This window comes from Paenibacillus sp. S33 (assembly GCF_053615415.1).
Genome location: NZ_JBSIEZ010000001.1, coordinates 3,793,590 through 3,816,904, shown reverse-complemented (window position 1 = coordinate 3,816,904; position 23,315 = coordinate 3,793,590). Strand labels below are relative to the sequence as shown.

Genomic DNA, 23,315 nt, shown 5'->3' with positions numbered 1-23,315 from the left:
TCTGGGTCTGCGAGGTGGATTTCGGAGAGGAATTTCAGCAGACACCCCCTTAGGGGTTCATGAATACAAGAACGTTAGCTGAAATATGACTAAAAAACAAAAAGGGGCCAAAACAATGAGTGAATTGACTTCAGGAAGCTTATCACTATTGAAATATAAAGAAGCAATTCTTGAGCATGATCCTATATACGCGGAGGATTTAAATGACAAATGGTTTGTTTTCGTAACCAAAGATACAGAAGAAAGTGAAGAAATTCCAGAAAGTCTATTTCAAATTTCAGAAAAAATCCCAGTGTTATATTTTTATAATTTTGAAGATCACTGTTGGGGATACCGTGTGGTTTACAATTCACAAGAGATAGCAAGTCTTCATATATCATATGTGTTATTAGATACTTCAATTATTAAGCTTGCAGAAGAAAGATATCCAGAGGAAGATCACATTGAATTTTTATATGTCGACCCTAGAGGGGACAAAATCAGAATTGAATTAATTGAAGAAGTTCTGAGATCTAATGAATACAATGAGAAAATAGCAAAACAGTTTACAAATTGCAATCTAAAAACATTTAGATTTTTTGAACTAGATAATGAGCGAATAAAACAATTAGACGATATTTTGAATAATAATTACTATACACAACTGGAATCTGAGCATCAGTTAGTAGAAGAGTTTAAAGAATTATTAAACATTGAGGAAATGAGCTGGATACGAGCAGATAGAATGAATGAAGAAGGGTTTAAATGATCGGTAAAAGTAATTCAAGCAAAGGCTAAATAAACGTATCAGAGGTGATAATTATTAAGAGAAAACAATAAAATGATAGGACACATTTACTTTAATCAAAACGTATCCTTTGAGTTTTTAACATGGGAAATAGGATACATATTCAACCCAAGATACTATGGAAATGGATATGCTACGGAGGCAAGTAGAAGAGTATTGCAATATGGATTTGAAGAGTTAAAGGCTCATCGAATTATTGCGATGTGTAATCCAGAAAACGCTTCATCGTTTGGAGCGCTTGTTGATGCGAAAAGAAGGTCACCATATCAAGAAAGCATTTTTCTATAAAACGGAAGAAGGACAACCCATTTGGCATAATGCATATCAATATGCGATTTTGGCAGATGAATGGCAAAGGAACAATGAATAATTTGAAAAAAGGAGCGTGATACCATGAATGAGAAGTCGAGGTTACTAGAGGAGTTCAAGGAATGGATCGTTTTGTTTCTGAGATTCGTGAAATGGATTGGCAAATAACGATTGCTGAAGGTAAATGGTCAGTTCAGAATATCGTAAGTCATATACTGCTGTGGGATAAATACTTTTTTGAAGCAGCAATAAGTCCGATATTAAACAATAAACCTCTGACATTAATACATATGGATTTTGAACAATTTAATCAAGATGCTATTGAATATGGAAAAACAAAAACGAAAGAAGAATTAATTAAAATGACTATTCAGTATCGTAACATGATATTGGAGAGTATAGAGAGTTTTGAAGACGATAAGTTTACTAAAGAATATGCTGACGGGAACTTTACTGTAATATCATATTAAAGAGATTTTATCTGGCATGATCAACATCATATCAGACAGATTGATGAGCTTAAAAGAAGAGCTATGTGAGTATATAGGTGGGGGATTATTGGAACAAAAGATTTACTGAAGAAGGAATGATTTTGAATATATTAGAAACGGGTTCCATAAGAGAGACTCTGATATATGCAGAAAAACAACAGAAAAAATATGAATTAAGATATATATTTATTCAAAAGATTTGATAGCTATTCTAAGAAGCAAACGATTTCAGCTAGCATTTGGTCCTTAAAGCGCTGGGACATCGTGAATACAGAAACGTTATACGATATTGGGACTGAAGGGAATAAAGAGAAATGAGAATGCAAGATAAACCGATAGTAAGTATTATAGGTTTGGGATTATTTAGTCTGACATTAGTAGTGCACATTTGTTTTAAAACGATAAGAACAATGGATGTAGGGATGGGTATATTATTGTCTCTAGTAAATGCCGTATTTTTAGTTTTTACATTGCTATGGGGAGTATTAGGTGCAGTAGAATTCTCAAGATTAATGAGTTGGAACGAGAAAATAAAGAAAAGAGAAGTGAACGAAGAAGTAGATTTACATAAATACAAGAAAAAAATTAAAATATATCTATGTATAAACGTAATTTATTTATTACTAGTTATATGTCAATTGGGTTATGTTATTTATAGATGGGATGAGGTGAACGTATAGTACATAGAAAAATGTGATGCTATTCGAAGGCGATATAAGTTACAGTTAATCTATTCCTTTCCTCTTTGCTGATTAATGGTAATTAGAGAAACATTTTGCGAGTGTTTCCAGTCAAGTGTAGATAGATTTTAGGCATATACTTAAGTGTACGCAGGCAAATTAGAATCAAATACAATGATGTCATTTTTGCACAATAATCGTCTATTCACGTATTTGAAGTAAAACACAGGGATATGTAACTGTTTTACCCTTCTCTTGTTGACTCTTTTTTGACTTTGACACTTATTAGCCAGTGTACAGATCATACAGGCCATACTTACAGAAAAGTCTGCAACAGTCAAAAAGCCCGCGTTCTTCGCGGGCCCAGGCTGTCGAGAAAGTCTCGATAGCTTTTTTTATGTTCATTTTATTTAAGACGACACCGCGTTAATGTTGTATAATATAGGTAACTATTGTAGAACGGACGGTGTTGATATGCTGCGACCTCATCGAGACAAACAGCAATCTTTTGAATTGGTTTCTCTGGAAGAACTGGTACCGCAAGATCATCTGCTTCGTAAAGTGGATACATATATAGACTTCTCCTTTATTCATGAGAAGGTAAGCCCGCTGTATTGTGCGGACAACGGGCGTCCTGCCATTGATCCTACCGTGTTGTTTAAAATGATCTTTCTCGGTTATTTCTATGGCATTCGCTCAGAACGGCAACTCGAGCGTGAAATTCAGACGAACCTGGCTTATCGCTGGTTCCTGGGGCTGGGCTTAACGGATAAGGTTCCAGACCATACGACGATTAGCTGGAATCGTCGCACTCGCTTTAAAGACACCACGATCTTTCAAGATATCTTCGATGAAATTGTGCTGCAGGCGATCTCTCACCGAATGGTGGGTGGGCGTGTTCTCGTCACCGATTCCACACACGTCAAAGCCAATGCTAACAGGCACCAGTACACCAAAGAACAAGTGTTGCAGAATACCAAAAACTATATGGACGAGCTTAACGAAGCGGTGAAGGAGGACCGGAAAAACCACGGAAAAAAGCCTTAAAATCCCGAGAGGAAGTGAACGAAGAAAAAGAAATTAAAGTGAGCAAAACCGACCCGGACAGCGGCTATATGATCCGTGATGGCAAGCCCGAAGGCTTCTTCTATCTGGACCACCGCACAGTGGATATGAAGTACAATTTGATTACGGATGTGCATGTGACGCCGGGGAATGTACATGATTCTGTCCCCTATTTGTCCCGTTTGGATCGACAAAGAGAACGCTTTGGTTTTCAAGTAGAAGCTGTTGCGCTAGATTCAGGTTATTTAACGACGCCGATTTGCCGAGGTTTGCAAAACCGAAAGATTTTTGCCGTGATTGCTCACCGAAGATTCCATCCCAGACAAGGGCTGTTTCCGAAATGGAAGTTTGAATACGATGCCAAACGCAATGTGTATAGATGCCCAGCCCAACAGGAACTGCCCTACCGAACGACGGACCGTAAGGGATACCGGCAGTATACCTCTGACCCAGCTCAGTGCCAGCATTGCCCACTGCTAGACCAGTGTACCCAGTCTCGAAACCACCGCAAAGTGGTGACTCGGCATGTCTGGGAAGACAGCAAAGAGTGGGTACGGAGCAACCGGCTAAGCCCATCTGGGAAACGGCTGTACCGCAAACGAAAAGAGACGATTGAGCGAAGCTTCGCGGATGCCAAAGAGCTCCATGGGTTTCGCTATTGCCGTTTGCGCGGTCTGCCAAACGTCAGGGAACAAGCCCTTATGACGGCAGCCGTGCAGAACATGAAGAAGATGGCGATCCACCTGGATCGCCTGAAGAAACAGGGGTAACCCCCTGTTTCTCCAGAGACCAGAGCCTTATGATGTAAAGAAAAAGAAACCCACGTCTCAAAAGACGGGGTTTCTCGACAATCTGAGCCCGCGTTCTTCGCGGGCCTTTGCTTTTTCTAGGGCAGTCTATTCCTCTCCGGTCGCCACCGGATTCTCCTCATAACTGATCCAGTCGCTCCAGCTTCCCGGATATAAACGGACCTTGCTAAATCCAGCTTCATTCAGGGCGAGTACATTGGGACAGGCGGATACGCCAGAACCGCAATACACGATAATTTCTGCGTTTGGATCAAGGTCGGCAAAGTGCTGCTGCAATTGTTCCGCATTTTTAAAGCTACCTTGTTCGTCCAATACTTCTTTCCAAAAGAAATTCACCGCACCTGGGATATGCCCCGCTGCTTGATCTATGGGCTCCTCCAGCCCCAGGTAGCGAGGCCGCTCTCTCGAATCAATCAATATGGAAGAGCCATGAGGAAGCGAACCTTCGGATACACGTTGCACCTCTTGCATACTTGTGAGCATTTGCGGCTGTACATTCGGTGTGAATGTACTTGGAATGCGAATTGGCTGGTCTGACGTAACGGGGAACTTCGCTTCTTTCCAAGCGCTGTAGCCTTCTTCCAGCACATATACCTGCTCATGCCCGAGATAGCGCAGGAGCCACCAGAAGCGGGAAGCCATCATACCGCCTTGGTCATCATAAGCGACGATGCGTGAAGATGCGTTGATCCCGGCACGACTTAGACGTGCGGCAAGTGTATTCACATCAGGTAAGGGATGGCGACCACCATGCTCACCAAGAGGAGCGGTAAGGTCTTCTTCCAAATCGAAGTGGATCGCCCCTGGAATATGGTCTTCATTAAATTGAGTCCGTCCAGCCCCGGCTTGTCCGAGCAGGGAACGGCAGTCGGCAATGATCATGTCCGGCTCATACAATCGGGCCAGCAGCCAGCGTTTGGATACGATGGATTTCATAGAGGATTCCGCCTTCCTTTATTTAACAGTAAATTTAATTCATTGAGTATGGTTTATGAAAATGGGGTAAATAAGTTAAGAGCTGGCCTTCAAGGGGTGCTCAGTGTCGGGCAACTCACTTTGATGGATGACTTTCTTTTTAAAATCCGCTCCGTATCGGATAAAAATCCATACCCCGAATAGGATAAAAAAGCCTGCACCAAATTGTAAGGCAGACAGCCTTTCACCGAGCAGCACCCAAGCTAGCAGGGAAGAAATAACAGGTTCGCCGAGAACCGCCATCGATACCGCAGTGGCGTTAATGTATTTGAGCAGCCAGTTAAACAGGTAATGTCCGAACAGCGTAGGCACAATGGCAAGCAGCAGGAACAGTCCCCATTCCCGTGGAGCGTATCCGGTAAAAGGAATGGCATTGACCATATTATACAGCGCAAGTGATGTGGCTGCGATGGCGAAAACCCAAAAATTATACACAAACGCGCTCAAATGCTCGCGTAGATGCTTACCCATCAGCATATGGATGGACACGGCTACCATACCCAAGAAGGACAGTGCGTCCCCGAGCAGGGCTTGTCCCGAGACATGAAAGTCTCCAGCTCCGATGGCCAGTGAGCCGATAAAAGCCATACCCATTCCGATGAGCATAGCGCGATTCGTGCCCGTCCGGAAAAACAAAAAAGAACCGAGCATGACAAGGATCGGCTCCAATGTCATAATAACGGTAGAGCTTGCAACGGTGGTCAGTCGCAGTGAGCCCATCCAGAGCAAGAAATGCAGCCCCAGCGCTATACCGGACCAGAGGATCAGCATCCACTGCTTGCGGGTCAGGCTAAACAGCTCGGTGCGGTATTTCCAGACCAAAGGCAGCATGATCAGATTGGTTAGGTACAAACGGTACATAGCGATGACGGACACCTCGGCTTCAGACCATCTTACGAAGATCGAGGAGAACGAAATAGCGATAATACCTATGATGTACAATAATTCAAAGGAAAACGACGGTTTATGTGCTTGATTCATGTGGCAGCTCCATCCGTATGGAGGAAAATAAATACGTTTATGTTCCTTCCAAGCGGTATCTCGAAAATTGGGTTTAATACAGCCCATTATACCGTACCTGACATTCCCGTGGTATTAGGATTTTGCAAAATCCTGAGAATATAATAAACGGGAGCAGGAGGTAGGGTTTTAAGTGAGATGCTGCGTAGAACTTTTGCTGCACAAGCTCGTCTATCATAGTGGAGGTGGATTTTATGAAAAAACAAAACACATTTTCAATCATACTACTGACTGTAGTGGCAGTGCTGGCTCTGTCAGCCTGTGGAACGAAACCGCAAACCAATAACACCGCACCTCAAGGGTCAGACCAACCGCAAACGCAACAGCAGCCGCAAGTTAAACCGGAGCCAATCGCTGAGCCGGAGGTTAAAAAAGGCACAGGTGTATACAATGGAGCTGCTGACCCGCATACGGTAGAGATTGAAACCAATGGCGAAGCCCAATCCTTCCAATTGGGGGAGGGACTGGACACGGTAATAGCTGGACTTAAAGAAGGCGATACAGTAGCGTTTGAATACAACGAAAAAGCAGTAGAGGGCGACGCGACGGCGAAGCAACTGACTTTAACGAAAATACAAAAAACAGAAGCTGCAACAGATGGCAATCAAAACGGAAGTTCTGGTCAAGCAGTAGGCGGAGAACGCTCGAAAACTCAAGCTTTTGAGCTTACCCTTGAAGGAAAAAAGGAAAAGCAGACAGCAACATTGGCAAAAGGAGAGGGATATTCACTGTATGTGTTTGATCCGATGTCCCTGTTTCCCGATCAAAACCGTGTTGCCTTGGCTGTAGATGATAACTATTATGCTGAAATTACGAAGCTGCCCTCCGACTTTAATCTGGATGAGCTTCAAAAAGAAGGCGAAAAGGATCTAGCTTCCATCGGCAAGGTTCAAAAGCTGGACAAAGCAGCCATACCTGAAGCGTTGTCCAGTAGCCGTCTGTTCTTACAAGCGAGCGGTTCGAAGATGACACAGCAATATATTGTTGTAGAAAATAAAACAGGCGGTTTCATCGTGAAAGTGAACATTCCACAAGGTGAACCTGCTGAAGGATTCGAATCCTTCATTTATACATCGCTGGAGAGCCTGCAAGCTAATAAATAACCCTACTTTGATGTGGGATGGTCGGCGGCTTACAATCATGAATTTAAGGCAGTTATGCCGCTGGAAATTGTTATTTTAAGGGTTAGGTTAGAGCTATAAGGGTCTAATCTATAATTGCGAGACCTGCACTTTTGTGCTATAAAGGATGAGAGAATAAGATCATTCCGGCTTGCGAAGTCGTATGAAGCGATGAAGGAGTTGTTAGATTTACTATGTCCATCGAAATGAATACACAAGAAGTCATCAACGTGATTAAAAACAGCAAGAAAAAGACGCCTGTTAAAGTATATGTAAAAGGAGCTTTGGCTTCCGCATCTTTTGGCGAGAATGTTCAAGCTTTTATTTCTGGAGACAGTGGTGTTGTATTTGGGGATTGGGCTGATATCAAGCCTGTACTGGATAGCGCAAACGCTAAAGAAGAAGACTATGTGGTGGAAAATGACCGCCGTAACTCTGCTGTTCCTATGCTCGATCTGAAAGGCATCAATGCCCGCATTGAGCCAGGCGCATATATTCGTGATATGGTTGGCATCGGTAACAACGCAGTCATCATGATGGGTGCAGTGATTAACATCGGCGTTACGATTGGTGAAGGCACGATGATTGATATGAATGCTGTGCTGGGCGGTCGTGTTAAAGTAGGTAACATGTGTCACATCGGTGCAGGCGTTGTCCTGGCGGGTGTCATTGAACCACCATCTGCACAGCCAGTTGTAGTAGAAGACGATGTATTGATCGGTGCAAACTCGGTTGTATTGGAAGGCGTGCGAATTGGTAAAGGTGCAGTTGTTGCAGCCGGAGCTGTCGTAACTGAAGATGTGCCTGAATACTCCGTAGTGGCGGGTACACCTGCACGTGTGATCAAACAGGTTGACGATAAGACCAAATCTAAAACTGAGATTTTGAAAGAACTGCGCGTTCTGTAAGAAGGCAAAAGTTTTTTAATGTACCAAAGGTGAACGATTCCTTGTCAGAAGCATGATGCACTGACAGCATAACTTAGGGACGAAGCACAACGGACAAGGCTCGGCGGCTGCGCCGGGCTTTTGTCCTTTTGTTCTTTTGCCCGATAAGAGCTGATGAGCTATAAAGAGGAGGCGTAGTAGCAATGAGTACGGTCGACTATCGTTCTTTTGTCCAAATACGAAGGGATTTACACCAAATTCCCGAACCGGGTTTTGAGGAATACAAAACACAACAATATTTGCTGGATTATTTGGAAACGCTCCCTCAGGAGCGGTTGGACATTCGTACATGGCGTACGGGCGTGTTAGTGTTCATTCATGGAACAGCTCCTGAACGCCGCTATGGATATCGTTGTGATATGGATGGTTTGCCGATTGAAGAAGAGACAGGGTACGATTTTCGTTCGACCCATCCCGGCTATATGCATGCTTGTGGACACGATTTACATATGACGATTGGATTGGGAATTGTTACTCACTTTGCAAGCCATCCGATTAAGGATGACCTGGTTGTGCTGTTTCAACCTGCTGAGGAAGGGCCGGGCGGAGCCTTGCCTATGCGGGACAGTACGGAGCTGGCAGACTGGATACCCGATGAAATTGTCGCACTGCATGTTGCGCCCGAATATCCTGTTGGCACAATTGCGACTCGCCCGGGCATCCTATTTGCCAATACGTCGGAGCTTTTCATCGACCTGAAGGGTATGGGTGGGCATGCTGCGTATCCACACAAGGCGAATGATATGGTAGTGGCTGCTTGTCAGCTGGTGGGACAATTACAGACGGTTGTAGCCCGTAATGTGAATCCACTCGATGCAGCGGTCATTACCGTGGGTAAGGTTAGCGGAGGCACGAAGCAAAATATTATCGCGGAAACCGCCCGTTTGGAGGGTACGATCCGAACGTTGTCAGCCGATACGATGAAGCTGGTTAAATCACGGATTGAAGCACTAGTGCGCGGTGTGGAGGCTGGATTTGAATGTCATGCCGAGATTCATTATGGCTCCAATTATTTGCAAGTGTACAATGAAGCTCAGGTAACCCAGGAATTCATGAACTGGGTCCGTAATCGGCAAGATGTGCAGCTTATTGAATGCGGAGAAGCGATGACCGGAGAAGACTTCGGGTATTTTCTGGAGCGAATTCCCGGTCTGATGTTCTGGCTTGGTGTTGATACGCCTTATGGTTTGCATCATGCCAAGCTGGAGCCTGCGGAGGAAGCGATTGGTGTAGCCATTCGTGTGCTGACAGACTATTTTACCTGGAAGTCTCAAGGGTAAATGATACGCCCTGAATAAATAGGTTTAATGAAAAGAATGAAATGGAATGAAGTCGAATTTTTTGAAGGAGGGTGTTATGGGAGAGCAAACCATCATCCGATTTGAACGGGTGACCAAGCAATATGACAACGATCCCCCAGTGCTGGCGGACGTCAGCTTTGAGATTGAGCGTGGTAAATTTTATACACTGCTGGGGCCTTCCGGCTGTGGTAAAACGACGATTCTGCGTATGATTGCAGGTTTTGCGGAGCCGACAGAAGGCTCTATTTATTTAAATGGAAAACTCATTAATCGTGTTCCAGCCAATGAGCGGCAGGTCAATACGGTTTTTCAAGATTATGCGCTATTTCCGCATCTGAATGTGTTTGAAAATGTAGCTTTCGGCCTGCGAATCAAAAAGATGAACAAAAAGGACATTCAGGAGAAGGTGACACAGGCGTTGTCCTTTGTCAATCTGGAAGGTTACGGTGAGCGGGAAATTTCTGAGATGTCCGGTGGACAGCGTCAGCGTGTAGCCATCGCACGGGCTATCGTCAATGAACCTGATGTTCTCTTGTTGGATGAACCATTGTCTGCACTGGATTTAAAGCTGCGTACAGAAATGCAGTACATTTTGCGCGAAATGCAGCAGCGCCTTGGAATTACTTTTATTTTCGTTACGCATGATCAGGAGGAAGCACTGGCCATGTCGGACGAAATTTTTGTTATGAACAAAGGTAAGATTGAGCAGAGTGGTACGCCTAATGATATTTATGATGAGCCGATCAATCGGTTTGTTGCTGATTTCATCGGCGAATCCAACATTGTCCCAGGACGGATGATTGCAGATTATCAAGTGGAATTTAACGGTCGACAGTTTGAATGTGTCGACGGAGGATTACGTCCGAACGAACCCATTGAAATTGTGATCCGGCCAGAGGACTTGGAGATTACGAATGTTGCTGAAGGCAAGCTGCGTGTGAAGGTAGATACCCAATTGTTCCGTGGTGTTCACTATGAAATAAGCTGCTATGATGATTCGGGTCAGGAGTGGCTTGTGCATTCTACCAAAAAGGCGGAGCTGGGCAGTGAAATCGGTCTGCGATTTGACCCGGAAGCGATCCATGTGATGCGGTTTGGGGAAACAGAAGAAGAATTTGATCGGCGTCTGGAAGCCTATGAAGAGGTGGATCAGCATGTCCGGTAATACAAGAGCAGCGTATCTGCTGCCTTACTATTTATGGATTGTGCTGTTCGTGGCAGCTCCGGTTGTACTTGTGTTTTACTATTCACTATTTGATGTGGATGGTCATCTCACATTCAACAACTATGCTCAGTTTCTGACACCCGTTTATTTGAGCATGACGCTCAGCTCGTTTTGGTATGCATTTCTGATCACTGTATTTTCACTGTTAGTTGCTTACCCGGCAGCATATTTGCTTACACGTACCAAACATAAGCAACTGTGGCTGCTGCTCATTATTTTGCCGACCTGGATTAACTTGCTGCTCAAAACGTATGCTTTTATCGGGATATTTGGTACCTATGGCCCGGTGAATGCGGTGTTAGGTATGGTTGGGTTGGGAGGTCAGCAATTATTGTTTACCAGCTCCAGCTTTGTGTTTGTATCGGTTTATATTTTTGTGCCTTTTATGATTTTGCCCATCTATAACGCGCTGGAAGGGTTAAACCCTTCATTGCTGGACGCTGCCCGAGATTTGGGAGCCTCCAAGTGGACCGCGTTTCGTAGGGTTATTTTCCCGTTAACGCTTGCGGGTGTGCGATCCGGTTGCATGGCTGTGTTTATTCCAGCGTTGTCGCTGTTTATGATTACCCGCCTGATTGCAGGTAACCGTGTGATTACACTGGGGACGGCGATAGAGCAGCATTTTCTGGTTACTCAGGATTGGGGGATGGGCTCTACGGTTGCCGTGTTCCTGATTTTGGCGATGGGGATCATTATGCTGCTCACCTCGGGAACGAAACGGAGGGTGCGGCATGGTAAATAAAAACCGATTCGGGAATATTTATTTGGTGATTGTTTTTCTCGTGTTATACGCACCTATTTTGTATTTGATGTACTATTCCTTCAACAGTGGCGGGACGATGCATGAGTTTGAAGGTTTTACACTCCAATATTACAAAGAGGTGTTTGCAGACACTCGCTTGATCATTATTGTCATTAACACCTTGGTGGTTGCTCTGCTGTCGTCTGCGTTGGCTACGATTATTGGCATCATGGGAGCGCTGGCTATTCATCAGATGCAGAACCGTCGAGTCAAAAATACGCTGCTATCGCTCAATAATGTATTGATCGTGAACCCGGACGTCATTATTGGCGCTTCCTTCCTCATTTTGTTCACGATGGTCGGGATTAAGCTGGGTTTCTACTCCGTTTTATTATCCCACATTGCATTTAGTGTGCCGATTGCAGTCATTATGATTTTGCCGCGGTTGCAGGAAATGAGTCCATCTCTGGTCGATGCCGCGCGTGATTTGGGTGCCAGCCGAATGGATGTGCTGACCAAGGTAATTCTACCCTTTATCAAGCCAGGGATTTATGCGGGCTTCTTTATGGCGTTAACGTACTCGCTGGATGATTTTGCGGTGACCTTTTTTGTGACAGGCAGTGGCTATTCGACCTTATCGGTGGAAATATACTCACGTGCCCGGCAAGGGGTTTCCCTGTCCATCAATGCGCTATCCACGCTCATTTTCCTATTTACTGTGCTGCTGGTGGTGGGTTACTACTTTATTATGCGCAAGGCGAATCGTAATGGTAAAAAAGAGCCTGCGGCAGAAATGGGGGTGCCTAGATGAAGTCACTTGTGCGCGTGTTTCTGTCGATTTTCATCATCTCGTTTGGGCTGATGGGGGTGGCCGCATGGTTGAATTCCAGTCAAGGCTACTCCGGTGGTAACACACTGACGGTGTACAACTGGGGAGACTACATTGACCCTGAGCTGCTGGAACGGTTTCAGAAGGAGACGGGGATTACTGTCATTTATCAGACATTTGATTCCAATGAGGCGATGCTGACGAAAATCGAGCAGGGAGGAACTTCGTTTGATGTAGCTGTTCCCTCGGAATATGCTTTGGCTAAAATGAAGCAGGAGCACTTGTTGCTCCCGTTGGACCACAGCAAGCTGCCGAATTTGAAGCATGTGGATTCTCATTTTCTAAACCTTTCGTTCGACCCGAATAATGAATACTCGGTGCCGTATTTTTGGGGTACAGTCGGGATTGTGTTTAACCCGGAGCTGACGAAAGGCATTGATTTTCATAGCTGGAACGGTCTGTGGAATCCAAAGCTGCGTAATAATCTACTGTTGGTTGATGGTGCGAGGGAAGTCGTAGGGATGTCACTGAACAGCCTTCACTATTCCTTGAACGATACGAATGAGGCACATTTGCAGCAGGCTTTGACGAAGTTGGAGATATTAGCGCCCAATGTCAAAGCGGTTGTCGGTGACGAGATTAAAATGCTGCTGGCAAACGAGGAAGCCGCTGCCGGGGTGGTATGGTCCGGTGATGCGTCTGAAATCATGGATGAGAACGAGAAGCTCGATTACATCGTGCCAGATGAAGGCTCCAACTTGTGGTTTGATAATATGGTTATTCCAAAAACCGCTACCCATGTGGATGCGGCCCATAAGTTCATCAATTTCATGATGCAGCCCGATGTAGCCGCTCAAAATGCCGAATTTGTAGGATACTCCACACCTAATGAGGATGGAAAGAAGTTGTTGCCTGAAGATATCTCTGGTGACGAGCGTTTTTACCCTCCGTCCGAAATTACAGACAAGCTGGAAGTATACAACAATCTAGGCAAGCGCATGCTCGCTCATTACAATGAATTGTTCCTGCAATTCAAAATGCATTTAAAGTAGGGGAGTGGCGTTGGGATTAGGGGTTGGTGCTTTAAAGGTCGCTGCGGTGGCGGAATGGTGCTTACCATCGCTGTTAAATTCCGATTTTTATGATTTGAAGTATAAAGGTTAAAATTGGAATTTAAAGGCGACCGCTTCGCTTGTCCAGCACCATTCCGCCCCCTCCGCTGCGCCGTGCTTAAAGCTAGTCACCCATGAATCCCACACCCAGGTGAGGGAGTAGAGGAAGAACGAACAGGCCCTTGAACCACCCGTGTAGGTGGTTCAAGGGCCTGTTTTGTTTATTCACCGTGTAAAGCAGTGAGTATTGTACTTCTTTTCCCCATACTACACACATGTTAGAGAATTGTGGGACTTTAAGGCGGGCAGTGAGCGAAGCGGGCCATTTGAATCTGGAGAAGCGGTAGCGTTCGCCTTTGCTGAGGGATTCTTACCTATAAATGTTTTATCCAATCCAAGAATCCCCCAGCAACAGCGATCGGAAGATCAAATGGACTGTGTAGCGCCTCTCCCACCTTAACTCCTCACAATTCCCCTAACAAACCTCTCTATTTTATCCAACCCTTGCTCCAGCACATCCTGTCCGTAAGCATAGGACAAGCGAATGTATCCTTCGCCATAGGAAGAAAAGGCATCTCCAGGTACGACAGCCACTCCATGCTCTTCCAGCAGCTTCAAGGTAAAATCCATCGAGCTTAATCCAAAATGGGCGATGGAAGGGAAAAGGTAAAAGGCTCCCTCGGGTTTCTCCAGCGGGATACCCATGTCTGTCAGCCTACCATGTACATAATCACGACGCTTGCGGTATTCCTCACGCATTGGGAGTGCATCATCGACACCAACAGTCAAGGCTTCCAGGGCAGCATATTGGCTAATCGAGCTAGCACAGGTTACGTTGTACTGATGGACTTTGACCATGTGCTGTGTAATTTCAGCGGGTGCAAGTGTAAAACCAATGCGCCATCCCGTCATGGAATGTGATTTGGACAGACCGTTAATGACGATGGTGCGCTCCCGCATACCTGGTAGAGCTGCAATGGACACGTGGGGTGTTTCGTAAATAAGTTCACTGTATATTTCATCCGAAATGATAAACAGATCGCGCTCCTTCAGTAAATCTGCGACCGCTTCCAGTTCTTCGCGGCTCATCACTCGTCCGGTTGGATTCGAAGGATATCCGAGAATGACTGCTTTTGTCCGTTCGGTCAGATAAGGCTCCAGCACCTCGGCCGTGAGCTTGAAGCCGCTGTTGCGGGTGTCAGCAAACACTGGAATGCCGCCTGACAAGCGGATCAATGGCTCGTACCCTGGGTAGATCGGCACTGGCAGAATGACTTCATCGCCGGGTGACATAATCGTGCGTAAGGTAATATCCAGCGCTTCACTGGCTCCGTTTGTTACGATCACCTCATCCTGTCCACGGTAATTCAGGCCGTATTTACGAGCTACAAACGCCGCTGCGGCTTCTCGTAATTCCGGCAGTCCCGGATTAGGTGTATAGGAGGTGCGTCCTTCGTTAATCGCCCGATGGGCAGCTTCCATAATATGCGCAGGGGTAGGGAAATCCGGTTGTCCGATCGTTAATGACAGGGTTCCGGGTAATGCGGCAACTTTGTTGGCGATTTTGCGGATGCCGCTGATTTGAATGTTTTTAACCTGATCGTTAAGCAAATGCTCCATAGCGTATGTGCCACCTTTTTCTGTATTAGAACAAGTTTACAATAATTTGATCTGAATATGCTACGGCAAGAAGAATTCATTTTACATAATTCAGGTACTAACTTGACTAATTTATGGTATCTTAAAAGATGAATATATTTGTAAGCGTAATCATAGTAAAAATGGGGAGGGGAGTATCTTTTGATGAAACAAGAATACATAGAAAAAATATTACCTACGAAATTAAAAAGGTTCGGGATCACATGGCTCAGTGCTATACTGCTGCTTTCAGCTGGAGGGCCGGCAGGGTTGTCCAGTGGAAAAGCTTCGGCAGAGCCTGCATCTTTTGCAGGAAAAGAGGTGCAACCTTCACCCGTAACTGTAGGGGCAAGTGTATATGCAGATGTCTATTTTCCTAAAAAGCTTTGCATCCACGATGTACAGGGGGCAGCACACCGTTCTCCATATGAAGGACAAAAAGTAGCGGATATTGAAGGCGTTGTCACGATGGTGAAGGGGAGCAGTTTCTATATCCAAGAGTTGGATGCTCAAGTGGATCAGGATGAAAAAACATCCGAGGCCATTTTAGTGTACAAGCCTAGTCACGGTGCACAGGTAGGGGATGAGGTAAGGGTTAGCGGTTCGGTAAAGGAATACACGGAAAGAACATATGCAAGCAAGCCAATCGACTTGACGACCACAGAAATTGTGGCTTCTTCGGTTAAGGTAATTGCCAATGACCGTCCATTGCCAGCTCCAATTTTGCTAGGTGAACAGGGACGTGTGATGCCGACATCTGTTGTGGATCATGACGGAATGACGGTGTTTGATCCACAGGAGGATGGCTTGGACTTTTTCGAAAGCCTGGAAGGCATGCGTGTAGAGTTGAAGGATGCCACTGTGATTGGTCCCTATGGCTATGAAATTCCAGTCCGAATTGTTAACGGTCCAAACACAGGTGAGGTTGTAACGGAGGCAGGCGGACTCATGCTGACAGAAAGAAGTCTGAACCCGCAACGGATTCTGATTGATGCGAAGCCTTCGACACCGTTGAAAACAGGCGATCGTTTTGCGGGTTCTATCACAGGTGTGGTGAGCTATAGCTTTAGCAATTATAAGCTGCTGCCAGAGCGTATGCCGGATGTTGTACCTGGCGGCCTCCAGCCAGCCAATACGCGTTTGATAGGGGATGATCGTAAGCTGACAGTAGCTTCTTTTAATGTGGAAAACTTCGATCCCGGTGATGGAAAACGGATAGATCAGCTGGGGCAGGCTATCGCTGTAAATTTGAATCATCCGGATATCATAGGATTGCTGGAAGTACAGGATAATAACGGTGAGAAAGATGATGGCACCACAGACGCTTCCGAAAGCTTCCGTGTGCTCATAGAGGCGATTCGTGCTCATGGAGGCCCGGAATACAATTTTACAGATATTGGCCCTGAAAATAATAAGGATGGCGGTGCCCCCGGTGGCAACATCCGTGTTGGCTTCTTGTACAATCCGCAACGTGTTACGCTGACCGACAAGCCCAAGGGGGATTCAGTTACGTCTGTCACTTATGGAGTGCAGGGACTTTCCCTCAACCCGGGTCGGATTGATCCCCTGAATGCGTCATTTGAAGACTCGCGCAAGCCGTTGGCGGCTGAATTTGAGTTTGAAGGCCAGCAGGTGATTGTGGTCGCTAACCATTTTAATTCCAAAGGGGGCGATCAAGCGCCATTTGGAGGAATCCAGCCACCTGTGCGAAGCAGCGAAATACAGCGTGTGAAGATTGCAACGATTGTGAATGGCTTTGTAAAGTCGGTACTGCAAGTAAACCCTAAGGCCAATATGGTGGTGCTCGGTGACCTGAATGATTTTCAATTTTCGGAAACGCTGGCTTTGCTACGGGGGCAGGAATTGACTAATCTGATTGACCATTTGGATGAAAAGGAACGGTACTCTTATATTTATGAAGGTAACTCGCAAACATTGGATCATATGCTGGTCAGCCCGTCACTGAGCAAAACATCCGTGCTGGATATCGTTCATATGAATGCAGACTTTAGTGCGGCGGACGGGCGGGTCAGTGATCATGATCCGTTGGTTGCGCAAATAGATTTGTCGCGCAAAACGGAAGAACCACCGACAGAGGGTGGGAGTGGCCGAAATGACGATGATGATGAGGATCAGCAGGATAACGAGGGAAACGCCAACGCTGGAAATGGCAGTAGCGGTAACGCGAATGGAACGATAAATGGGCAGGGTCAGACCGCCAGTGGTGAACCCAATGGAAGCAGCCTGTCTGGTACAAATGTGGTGCAAGTCAGGTCTGTAGTGACCGGAGTGGAGCAAAATGGCTTGAAAAAGGCAGTCGCTCAAGTAACGACTGCTGAAATACAAAAGGCCATTCAAAATGGTGCGAAGGGTACGCTTGTGATTCGTGCAGGGGAGCAAGTAGAAGCGGGGACGTACGAGGTTCATTTAAACGGGGAAGCTTTGGGAGCCGTCTTGAACGACCGTATTCGTACCCTTCGAGTGGAAACGCCACAGGGTGGATATGAGGTAGCAACAAGTCGTTTGTCTCTTCAGAAACTGGCTGATACCTGGCAGGTGCCTGTAAAACAAATTTCCTTGAATTTTTCCATCGCTTCGAACGAAGAACTGGCTAAACGCTTGGATGTTCCGGCAGGGCGCAAACTGTTACAGCTTTTGGATATCGCCGCTGAGCTGAGAAGCGAGGATGGACGGAAACAGCTTTTGGCAGGTAACGGAGACTCTGGTAGAGGGTACGAACGTTATCTGTTACGTGTTCCTGCAATGGTCGATACAGACCAGCTTGCTGTAGTGAAGGTATCATCGACCAACCAAGTCGGACAGCTGTCCTATCAACCCGTTCCTTTTCACACTTCGAGTGAGGAAATAACCGTGTATGGACGTTCGGGAGGGACTTACGCTGTGCTTGATGGCGGGTCTTCTGGTGAAGTCAGATCGTTCATGGATATATCCTGCCATTGGGCGCAGCAGGACATTACACGGCTGGCGACTCGCCTGCTTGTGACGGGGACCCATTCAACAGCGTCTACAGCTAGTACGACTCGTGAAAGGGACTTAGCGAACGTGCATTTTGAGCCTGAAGGCCAGGTACGACGCTCTGAACTGGCAGCGATGCTGGTTCGTGTGCTTGGACTGGAGCGTACTGATCGCACGCTGACGAGCTTTGACGACGTTCAACCCGAATCGTGGTATGCGGATTCCGTACGTACCGCAGCAGCAGCTGGGCTGATCAACGGCTATACTGACGGAAGCTTCCGTCCTGATACCCCGGTATCGAGGGAGGAACTGGCTGTGATCATAGAGAGAGCCTTGCGCTTCGCTGGGAACACAGAAGAAAATACAAGAGAAGTGAGTAAAAGTATATCCGTATCATTGTCGGATGCGCAGGAGATTTCTACATGGGCAGCTCCGGCTGTGAAGATTTTGTCTGGACTGGGTATTCTGAGGGGAGACGAGAAAGGCCGTTTTGGCCCGGCTACATCCGTGACGAGGGCAGAAGCTGCGGCTGTATTATCTCGCACGCTGGATAAGCTACATTGGGAATAGGAGATTTCCCTATACGAATGTCAGATTGATTGACTTTATACGATAGTTAAGTTATCTTTTGTGGAGAGGTAGTATGATAAAGTAGAATGAATGACAAATGAAGAGGTGAAATGTCGTGGGAGTAAAAGCTAAACAAATTTTTGTGAATTTGCCAGTTAAAAATCTGCAACAGTCCATTGATTTTTTCACTACCATCGGATTTGAATTCAGTGCTCAGTTCACTGATGAACATGCAACCTGTATGGTTGTTAGTGAGCATATTTTTGTCATGTTATTGGTTGAAGAACGTTTTAAAGCGTTCACGACAAAGGAAATTTCAGATGCCACAAAAAGCACAGAAGCAATTGTTGCCTTATCGGTGGAGAGTCGAGAAAAGGTAGACGAGATCGTCCACAAGGCTTTGGAAGCGGGCGGCAAGCCCTCAAACGAACCTCAAGATCATGGTTTTATGTATGGATGGAGCTTTCAGGATTTGGATGGTCATCTGTGGGAGTTCTTTTATATGGCAGAGCAGTAATGGAAATGAGAATGATGAAGTAAGCGAAGTATTATGGAAAGTAAACTATCCTAAAAAGATAGTTTGCTTTCTTTATTGTATATTATCGAACTCATCGGGAGGAATCACAATGTCTAACGAAATGAGAGTCTACCCTGTTCAGGCTTTGGATGAAGCCCTGGTAGATTCGCTAAGTCGACTGCTAATCGACGTGGTTGCAGACGGTGCATCTATAGGTTTCTTACCCCCATTAGGTTATCAGGAAGCAGCAACTTATTGGAACAATGTACTTGAGGACGGCGTAGTTCTGTGGATTGCCGAGAAGGACGGAGTACCTGTAGGGACGGTCCAGCTTCATTTGGCTCAAAAAGCTAACGCTATTCATCGTGCGGAAATTGCAAAGCTTATGGTACATCCGTCCGGTCGCAGACTGGGGATCGCACGACAGTTAATGAAGGCAGCGGAAGAAGAGGCACTAAGTCAGGATAGAACGTTACTGGTGCTAGATACGCGGGTGGGTGATCCCTCCAATGGACTATACGAGTCGATCGGGTTTGTAGAAGCTGGTGTTATTCCGGGTTATGCTCAATCAGCCGATGGTCAGCTTCATGCCACTCGATATTATTATAAGTCATTAAATCCGTATTCAAGTCATAGCTGAGCATTTACCGAATAAGTGTGGTATATACGGGTAATCATAACTTGTCATAGGATTACATAGCTTTTTCCGCGTTTATTCAACTGGAAAAGCACGGGAATAGAAACGTATAATGAAGAGGGGGATCAGTGAAGGTCTTTTTATGTCAATTTGGCTGTACTGAACTGAAGAAACGTAGCAAACACAGCGGAGGAATCAGAGAATATGAGGTTGGAACATGATTTTTTAGGTACCAAGGAAGTGCCATCAGATGCCTATTATGGTGTACAAACGCTGAGGGCAAAAGAAAATTTTCCAATTACAGGCCAAAGACTGCACCCTGAGTTGATTAAAGCCATGGCGATCGTGAAAAAGGGAGCAGCGACGGTAAATATGGAACTAACCCGTTTACACCGCCCCAAAGCAGAGGCCATTATTCAGGCTGCTGATGAGATTATACAAGGACAGTTGCATGATCATTTCATCGTCGATCCGATTCAGGGCGGCGCAGGCACGTCCATTAATATGAATACAAATGAAGTGATTGCGAACCGCGCGTTGGAGCTGATTGGCAAGCAACGCGGAGATTATCAGGAGATCAGTCCTAATAATCATGTTAATATGGCGCAATCGACGAACGATGCTTTTCCTACAGCCGTACACTTGGCTGTATTAAGTATGATCGATAAGCTGTTAGCTACCATGAGTGAGCTTCAAGAAGCATTTTCCCGCAAGGCAAATGAGTTTGATAGTGTGATTAAAATGGGCCGGACTCACTTGCAGGATGCAGTCCCGATCCGATTAGGACAGGAGTTTCAGGCTTATGCGCGTGTGCTGGGTCGTGATATCGGACGCGTCCGTGCGACCAAGCAGCACCTGCTAACGATTAATATGGGTGCAACTGCGGTGGGTACTGGCCTGAACGCAGACCGTCGTTATATTCAGCGTGTCGCAGAGGTACTGGCAGACGTCAGTGGCTTTCCTGTGGAAGCTGACGAAAATCTTGTAGATGCTACACAAAATACGGATGCTTATACTGAAGTGTCTGCCGCCTTGAAAATTTGTATGATGAATATGTCTAAGGTGGCAAATGACATCCGTTTGATGGCTTCCGGACCACGTGCGGGTCTCGGGGAACTGAGTCTGCCTGCCCGCCAGCCAGGGTCATCCATTATGCCGGGCAAGGTAAATCCGGTGATGTGTGAGGTCATTAACCAAATTGCTTTTCAGGTCATTGGTAATGATCATACAATCTGCTTGGCTTCAGAGGCTGGTCAGCTCGAGCTGAATGTAATGGAGCCCGTACTGGTGTACAACCTACTGCAATCGCTGGAAATTATGAAGCAGGGCTTCCACGTCTTCCGCATTCATTGTGTGGAAGGAATTGAAGCAAATGTGGAGCGGTGTCGTGAATATGTGGAGAACAGTGTAGGCATTATTACAGCGCTTAATCCGCACCTTGGATATGAGGTGGTATCACGCATTGCTCGCGAAGCAATTACGACTGGGAAATCGGTGCGCGAGCTGTGCTTGCTGTACAATGTACTGACCGAGGAGGAGCTGGACATTATATTGGACCCGTACCAAATGACTCAGCCTGGTATTGCCGGAGAATCTTTGCTGAATCGCGAATAATGATGCGGAGTATGGAGCTTAGACAGCTTTGAGGCAAGACGAGATAGCCCCGTCGAATCTGGCGGGGCTATTGTTATGTGATAAAGAGAGATGTAATACGGGAGCCAGCCTGCATAGGGGAGTTCCCTGTTAAAGATGATACGGCTATGCTTACGGTAGAAGAGGGAGAGTTGGATGTTGCTAGAAAAGTTATTGGCATACAAGGAATTAGGAATAGGACTCATTGTACTTTTAGTGTTGTTTGCGCTCATCATCAGAGGACTGATACGTGGTCGCAGAAATCGGATTTTACGTGATCTGGACCCACGCAAAATTGGAATTCAGGATATAGATCGTATGGAGGATGGCTCGGAATTTGAGCTTTATTTGCAGCGGTTATTATCCGCGCTTGGCTATAAGGACATCTATAAAACAACCAGTAGCCGGGATTTTGGAGCGGATCTGGTTTTTACAGACCGTGAAGGCGTCAGAGTTGTCATACAGGCCAAACGTTATGGGGTACAACATCCGGTAGGTTTGGGAGCAGTGCAGGAGATCTATACCTCTATGCGTTATTATGCAGCTGACAAGTCCCTCGTCATCACCTCCGGCCGTTATACGGAATCCTGTAAAACACTTGCTGCTGTCAACGGGGTTAAATTATTAGACCGCAACGACTTGATCGACATGATTAATTTATTCAAGACGAAACGCCGCGAGGAAGTCATGGATCTCATAGAAAGTAAAACCGAAGTGATTGCTTCCAAATGGAGTGAAAGTAAATAAGATTGGGGACTGATTGTTAGGCGATGTTATTCAAGCCTGGTGGTCAGTCCCTTCTATTTTTTCATAATAAATATAGAAGAACTGAGCTTACAGAAATTATTATGAAAAAATATGCTTTTATAACCGATATAAAGATGTTGGGGATTTCCAAATTATGCTGAGGTGATATGTCATGAAGAAGCGAGCTGTATTATTAAATTTTAGGTGGATTCCCATTGTCACAATCCTTGCATTATTGCTAAGTGCATGTGGGCAATCGGCAGCACAAACCAAGGCTCAGCCCATTAAGGTGGGAATCGTACTGTCAGATATTGGTCTGGGTGACCAATCTTACAGCGACGCTGCTTTCCGAGGTTTGGTCCAAGCACGGGATGAGGGGAAAATTGTTTTTGAATACCGAGAAATAACGGAGACCAAGACGTATGATGCGGCTTTTGAACAGCTTGCTCAGGAAAAGGCTGATTTAATCATTGGGCTGGGTTACATGGTGAAGGACAGTTTGGAATCCATTGCTAAAAAATATCCAGACCGTAAATTTTTAATCGTGGATGAGAAATCAGATTTACCGAATGTGGCCTCTATTAGCTTCAAAGCAGAAGAGGGCAGTTTTATGGCTGGAGTCGTTGCGGGTTTGACGAGTCGCACCGAACAGGTGGGTTTTCTCGGAGGTGCGGAATCTCCTCTGTTGAAAAAATTTGAAATTGGGTATCGCGCAGGGGTGCAATCAGTCAAGCCTAATGCCAAAGTTACTGCAACGTATGCAGGAGATTTTGGAAAGCCGGAACTGGGTACGGAAATTGCAGATGACATGATTAATCAGGATCAGATTGATGTCATCTTTGCAGCCGCAGGTCTTACGGGTGTGGGTGCGCTGCAAGAAGCGCAAAAGCAGCATAAATTCGCCATCGGGGTCGATAGCGACCAGTTTTTTATTGCTGAAAAAGCGGTAGTGACCTCGATGTTTAAAAATGTAGACATTGCAATTTATACAGCAGTCAAAGGATTTGCAGATCATCAAAGAAAATTTACGGAGAAGGATATGGTGTTTGGTCTTGCGGAAGATGGTGTAGGTTTGGCGCCTATTCGTGTCGTGACACTGAGTCCGGATCAGCAAAAGTTGTTGGATGATTTAAAGGAAAAAATCAAATCCGGCACACTGACTGTTCCCACCCAATAAATTTTCGC

Annotated in this window: 21 protein-coding genes and 1 pseudogene; 19 read left to right on the top strand and 3 right to left on the bottom strand. The window is 45.7% G+C overall.

All coding sequences use genetic code 11. The features are described from left to right. Nucleotides 1-115: 115 nt before the first annotated feature. The 6 genes and pseudogenes from ACWGXJ_RS17325 to ACWGXJ_RS17300 all read left to right on the top strand — a co-directional run bounded on the left by ACWGXJ_RS17325 (nt 116) and on the right by ACWGXJ_RS17300 (nt 4,102). A complete protein-coding gene (locus ACWGXJ_RS17325; protein WP_452567238.1) occupies nt 116-748 on the top strand; it encodes a hypothetical protein in 633 nt (210 codons plus the stop codon). Nucleotides 749-817: 69 nt separating this feature from the next. Next, nucleotides 818-1,075: pseudogene (locus ACWGXJ_RS17320) on the top strand (GNAT family N-acetyltransferase); the annotation flags it as partial. Further along, nucleotides 1,032-1,157, top strand: coding sequence for a hypothetical protein (locus tag ACWGXJ_RS17315; protein WP_452567237.1), 126 nt, complete (start codon nt 1,032-1,034; stop codon nt 1,155-1,157). The pseudogene ACWGXJ_RS17320 and the gene ACWGXJ_RS17315, both read left to right, overlap by 44 nt. A 61-nt stretch (nt 1,158-1,218) precedes the next feature. Then, complete coding sequence (locus ACWGXJ_RS17310; RefSeq protein ID WP_452567236.1) at nt 1,219-1,566, top strand: DinB family protein; 348 nt, start codon at nt 1,219-1,221, stop codon at nt 1,564-1,566. A 341-nt stretch (nt 1,567-1,907) separates the two neighbouring features. Then, complete coding sequence (locus tag ACWGXJ_RS17305) at nt 1,908-2,267, top strand: hypothetical protein (protein ID WP_452567235.1); 360 nt, start codon at nt 1,908-1,910, stop codon at nt 2,265-2,267. A 474-nt stretch (nt 2,268-2,741) separates the two neighbouring features. Continuing rightward, nucleotides 2,742-4,102 (top strand): IS1182 family transposase gene (locus tag ACWGXJ_RS17300; protein ID WP_452567234.1). Its coding sequence is split into 2 segments (ribosomal slippage): nt 2,742-3,309 and nt 3,309-4,102, totalling 1,362 coding nucleotides; the frame shifts between segments, so codons are not numbered across the junction. Between the two features lie 126 nt (nt 4,103-4,228). Here the strand turns inward: ACWGXJ_RS17300 and ACWGXJ_RS17295 are convergent. Together ACWGXJ_RS17295 and ACWGXJ_RS17290 are read right to left on the bottom strand one after the other, a co-directional pair. Next, a complete protein-coding gene (locus ACWGXJ_RS17295; RefSeq protein ID WP_452567233.1) occupies nt 4,229-5,077 on the bottom strand; it encodes a sulfurtransferase in 849 nt (282 codons plus the stop codon). 75 nt (nt 5,078-5,152) lie between these two features. Further along, nucleotides 5,153-6,097, bottom strand: coding sequence for a DMT family transporter (locus tag ACWGXJ_RS17290; protein ID WP_235309207.1), 945 nt, complete (start codon nt 6,095-6,097; stop codon nt 5,153-5,155). Nucleotides 6,098-6,330: 233 nt separating this feature from the next. Here ACWGXJ_RS17290 and ACWGXJ_RS17285 point away from each other — a divergent pair, with 233 nt between their 5' ends. The 7 genes from ACWGXJ_RS17285 to ACWGXJ_RS17255 all read left to right on the top strand — a co-directional run bounded on the left by ACWGXJ_RS17285 (nt 6,331) and on the right by ACWGXJ_RS17255 (nt 13,353). Then, entirely contained in the window at nt 6,331-7,239 is a 909-nt protein-coding gene (locus tag ACWGXJ_RS17285) for a hypothetical protein (protein ID WP_452567232.1), read from the top strand. Between the two features lie 212 nt (nt 7,240-7,451). Further along, a complete protein-coding gene (gene dapD / locus ACWGXJ_RS17280) occupies nt 7,452-8,165 on the top strand; it encodes a 2,3,4,5-tetrahydropyridine-2,6-dicarboxylate N-acetyltransferase (RefSeq protein WP_013311259.1) in 714 nt (237 codons plus the stop codon). 182 nt (nt 8,166-8,347) lie between these two features. Further along, the gene (locus ACWGXJ_RS17275; RefSeq protein WP_250260836.1) at nt 8,348-9,484 is read left to right on the top strand and encodes an N-acetyldiaminopimelate deacetylase; all 1,137 of its coding nucleotides are present in this window, start codon (nt 8,348-8,350) and stop codon (nt 9,482-9,484) included. A 76-nt stretch (nt 9,485-9,560) separates the two neighbouring features. Beyond that, on the top strand, nt 9,561-10,670 hold the full coding sequence (locus ACWGXJ_RS17270) for an ABC transporter ATP-binding protein (RefSeq protein WP_025720927.1): 1,110 nt from the start codon (nt 9,561-9,563) through the stop codon (nt 10,668-10,670). Beyond that, nucleotides 10,660-11,472, top strand: a complete 813-nt coding sequence (locus ACWGXJ_RS17265) for an ABC transporter permease (RefSeq protein ID WP_023989586.1) — start codon at nt 10,660-10,662, stop codon at nt 11,470-11,472. The genes ACWGXJ_RS17270 and ACWGXJ_RS17265 overlap by 11 nt, the downstream gene beginning before the upstream one ends. Continuing rightward, nucleotides 11,462-12,283, top strand: coding sequence for an ABC transporter permease (locus tag ACWGXJ_RS17260; RefSeq protein WP_250260837.1), 822 nt, complete (start codon nt 11,462-11,464; stop codon nt 12,281-12,283). Before ACWGXJ_RS17265 ends, ACWGXJ_RS17260 begins: the two co-directional genes overlap by 11 nt. Next, nucleotides 12,280-13,353: an ABC transporter substrate-binding protein gene (locus ACWGXJ_RS17255; protein WP_103049535.1), complete on the top strand. Its 1,074-nt coding sequence runs from the start codon at nt 12,280-12,282 to the stop codon at nt 13,351-13,353. The genes ACWGXJ_RS17260 and ACWGXJ_RS17255 overlap by 4 nt, the downstream gene beginning before the upstream one ends. Nucleotides 13,354-13,869: 516 nt before the next feature. Here the strand turns inward: ACWGXJ_RS17255 and ACWGXJ_RS17250 are convergent. Further along, nucleotides 13,870-15,033, bottom strand: a complete 1,164-nt coding sequence (locus ACWGXJ_RS17250; RefSeq protein WP_452567231.1) for an aminotransferase A — start codon at nt 15,031-15,033, stop codon at nt 13,870-13,872. Between the two features lie 183 nt (nt 15,034-15,216). On the opposite strand from ACWGXJ_RS17250, the gene ACWGXJ_RS17245 reads away from it, so the two are divergent. The 6 genes from ACWGXJ_RS17245 (at nt 15,217) to ACWGXJ_RS17220 (ending at nt 23,307) form a co-directional block, all read left to right on the top strand. After that, nucleotides 15,217-18,597: an S-layer homology domain-containing protein gene (locus ACWGXJ_RS17245; RefSeq protein ID WP_452567919.1), complete on the top strand. Its 3,381-nt coding sequence runs from the start codon at nt 15,217-15,219 to the stop codon at nt 18,595-18,597. A 115-nt stretch (nt 18,598-18,712) separates the two neighbouring features. Then, on the top strand, nt 18,713-19,114 hold the full coding sequence (locus ACWGXJ_RS17240) for a VOC family protein (protein ID WP_061829696.1): 402 nt from the start codon (nt 18,713-18,715) through the stop codon (nt 19,112-19,114). Nucleotides 19,115-19,223: 109 nt separating this feature from the next. Further along, nucleotides 19,224-19,754 carry a GNAT family N-acetyltransferase gene (locus ACWGXJ_RS17235; protein ID WP_235309222.1) on the top strand — a complete coding sequence of 177 codons (531 nt, stop codon included), beginning with the start codon at nt 19,224-19,226 and terminating at the stop codon, nt 19,752-19,754. A 201-nt stretch (nt 19,755-19,955) separates the two neighbouring features. Beyond that, nucleotides 19,956-21,365: an aspartate ammonia-lyase gene (gene aspA, locus ACWGXJ_RS17230; protein ID WP_254350347.1), complete on the top strand. Its 1,410-nt coding sequence runs from the start codon at nt 19,956-19,958 to the stop codon at nt 21,363-21,365. 174 nt (nt 21,366-21,539) lie between these two features. Further along, a complete protein-coding gene (locus tag ACWGXJ_RS17225; RefSeq protein ID WP_452567230.1) occupies nt 21,540-22,130 on the top strand; it encodes a restriction endonuclease in 591 nt (196 codons plus the stop codon). Nucleotides 22,131-22,302: 172 nt separating this feature from the next. Further along, nucleotides 22,303-23,307 carry a BMP family lipoprotein gene (locus tag ACWGXJ_RS17220; RefSeq protein ID WP_452567229.1) on the top strand — a complete coding sequence of 335 codons (1,005 nt, stop codon included), beginning with the start codon at nt 22,303-22,305 and terminating at the stop codon, nt 23,305-23,307. Nucleotides 23,308-23,315: the final 8 nt, after the last annotated feature.

Coding starts and splice junctions, on each gene's coding strand:
- ACWGXJ_RS17225 (WP_452567230.1), top strand. CDS start 21,540: ATGTTGCTAGAAAAGTTATTGGCATACAAGGAATTAGGAATAGGACTC.
- ACWGXJ_RS17275 (WP_250260836.1), top strand. CDS start 8,348: ATGAGTACGGTCGACTATCGTTCTTTTGTCCAAATACGAAGGGATTTA.
- ACWGXJ_RS17310 (WP_452567236.1), top strand. CDS start 1,219: ATGGATCGTTTTGTTTCTGAGATTCGTGAAATGGATTGGCAAATAACG.
- ACWGXJ_RS17285 (WP_452567232.1), top strand. CDS start 6,331: ATGAAAAAACAAAACACATTTTCAATCATACTACTGACTGTAGTGGCA.
- ACWGXJ_RS17305 (WP_452567235.1), top strand. CDS start 1,908: ATGCAAGATAAACCGATAGTAAGTATTATAGGTTTGGGATTATTTAGT.
- ACWGXJ_RS17245 (WP_452567919.1), top strand. CDS start 15,217: ATGAAACAAGAATACATAGAAAAAATATTACCTACGAAATTAAAAAGG.
- dapD (WP_013311259.1), top strand. CDS start 7,452: ATGTCCATCGAAATGAATACACAAGAAGTCATCAACGTGATTAAAAAC.
- aspA (WP_254350347.1), top strand. CDS start 19,956: ATGAGGTTGGAACATGATTTTTTAGGTACCAAGGAAGTGCCATCAGAT.
- ACWGXJ_RS17270 (WP_025720927.1), top strand. CDS start 9,561: ATGGGAGAGCAAACCATCATCCGATTTGAACGGGTGACCAAGCAATAT.
- ACWGXJ_RS17250 (WP_452567231.1), bottom strand. CDS start 15,033: ATGGAGCATTTGCTTAACGATCAGGTTAAAAACATTCAAATCAGCGGC.
- ACWGXJ_RS17260 (WP_250260837.1), top strand. CDS start 11,462: ATGGTAAATAAAAACCGATTCGGGAATATTTATTTGGTGATTGTTTTT.
- ACWGXJ_RS17315 (WP_452567237.1), top strand. CDS start 1,032: ATGCGAAAAGAAGGTCACCATATCAAGAAAGCATTTTTCTATAAAACG.
- ACWGXJ_RS17290 (WP_235309207.1), bottom strand. CDS start 6,097: ATGAATCAAGCACATAAACCGTCGTTTTCCTTTGAATTATTGTACATC.
- ACWGXJ_RS17220 (WP_452567229.1), top strand. CDS start 22,303: ATGAAGAAGCGAGCTGTATTATTAAATTTTAGGTGGATTCCCATTGTC.
- ACWGXJ_RS17235 (WP_235309222.1), top strand. CDS start 19,224: ATGTCTAACGAAATGAGAGTCTACCCTGTTCAGGCTTTGGATGAAGCC.
- ACWGXJ_RS17295 (WP_452567233.1), bottom strand. CDS start 5,077: ATGAAATCCATCGTATCCAAACGCTGGCTGCTGGCCCGATTGTATGAG.
- ACWGXJ_RS17255 (WP_103049535.1), top strand. CDS start 12,280: ATGAAGTCACTTGTGCGCGTGTTTCTGTCGATTTTCATCATCTCGTTT.
- ACWGXJ_RS17265 (WP_023989586.1), top strand. CDS start 10,660: ATGTCCGGTAATACAAGAGCAGCGTATCTGCTGCCTTACTATTTATGG.
- ACWGXJ_RS17325 (WP_452567238.1), top strand. CDS start 116: ATGAGTGAATTGACTTCAGGAAGCTTATCACTATTGAAATATAAAGAA.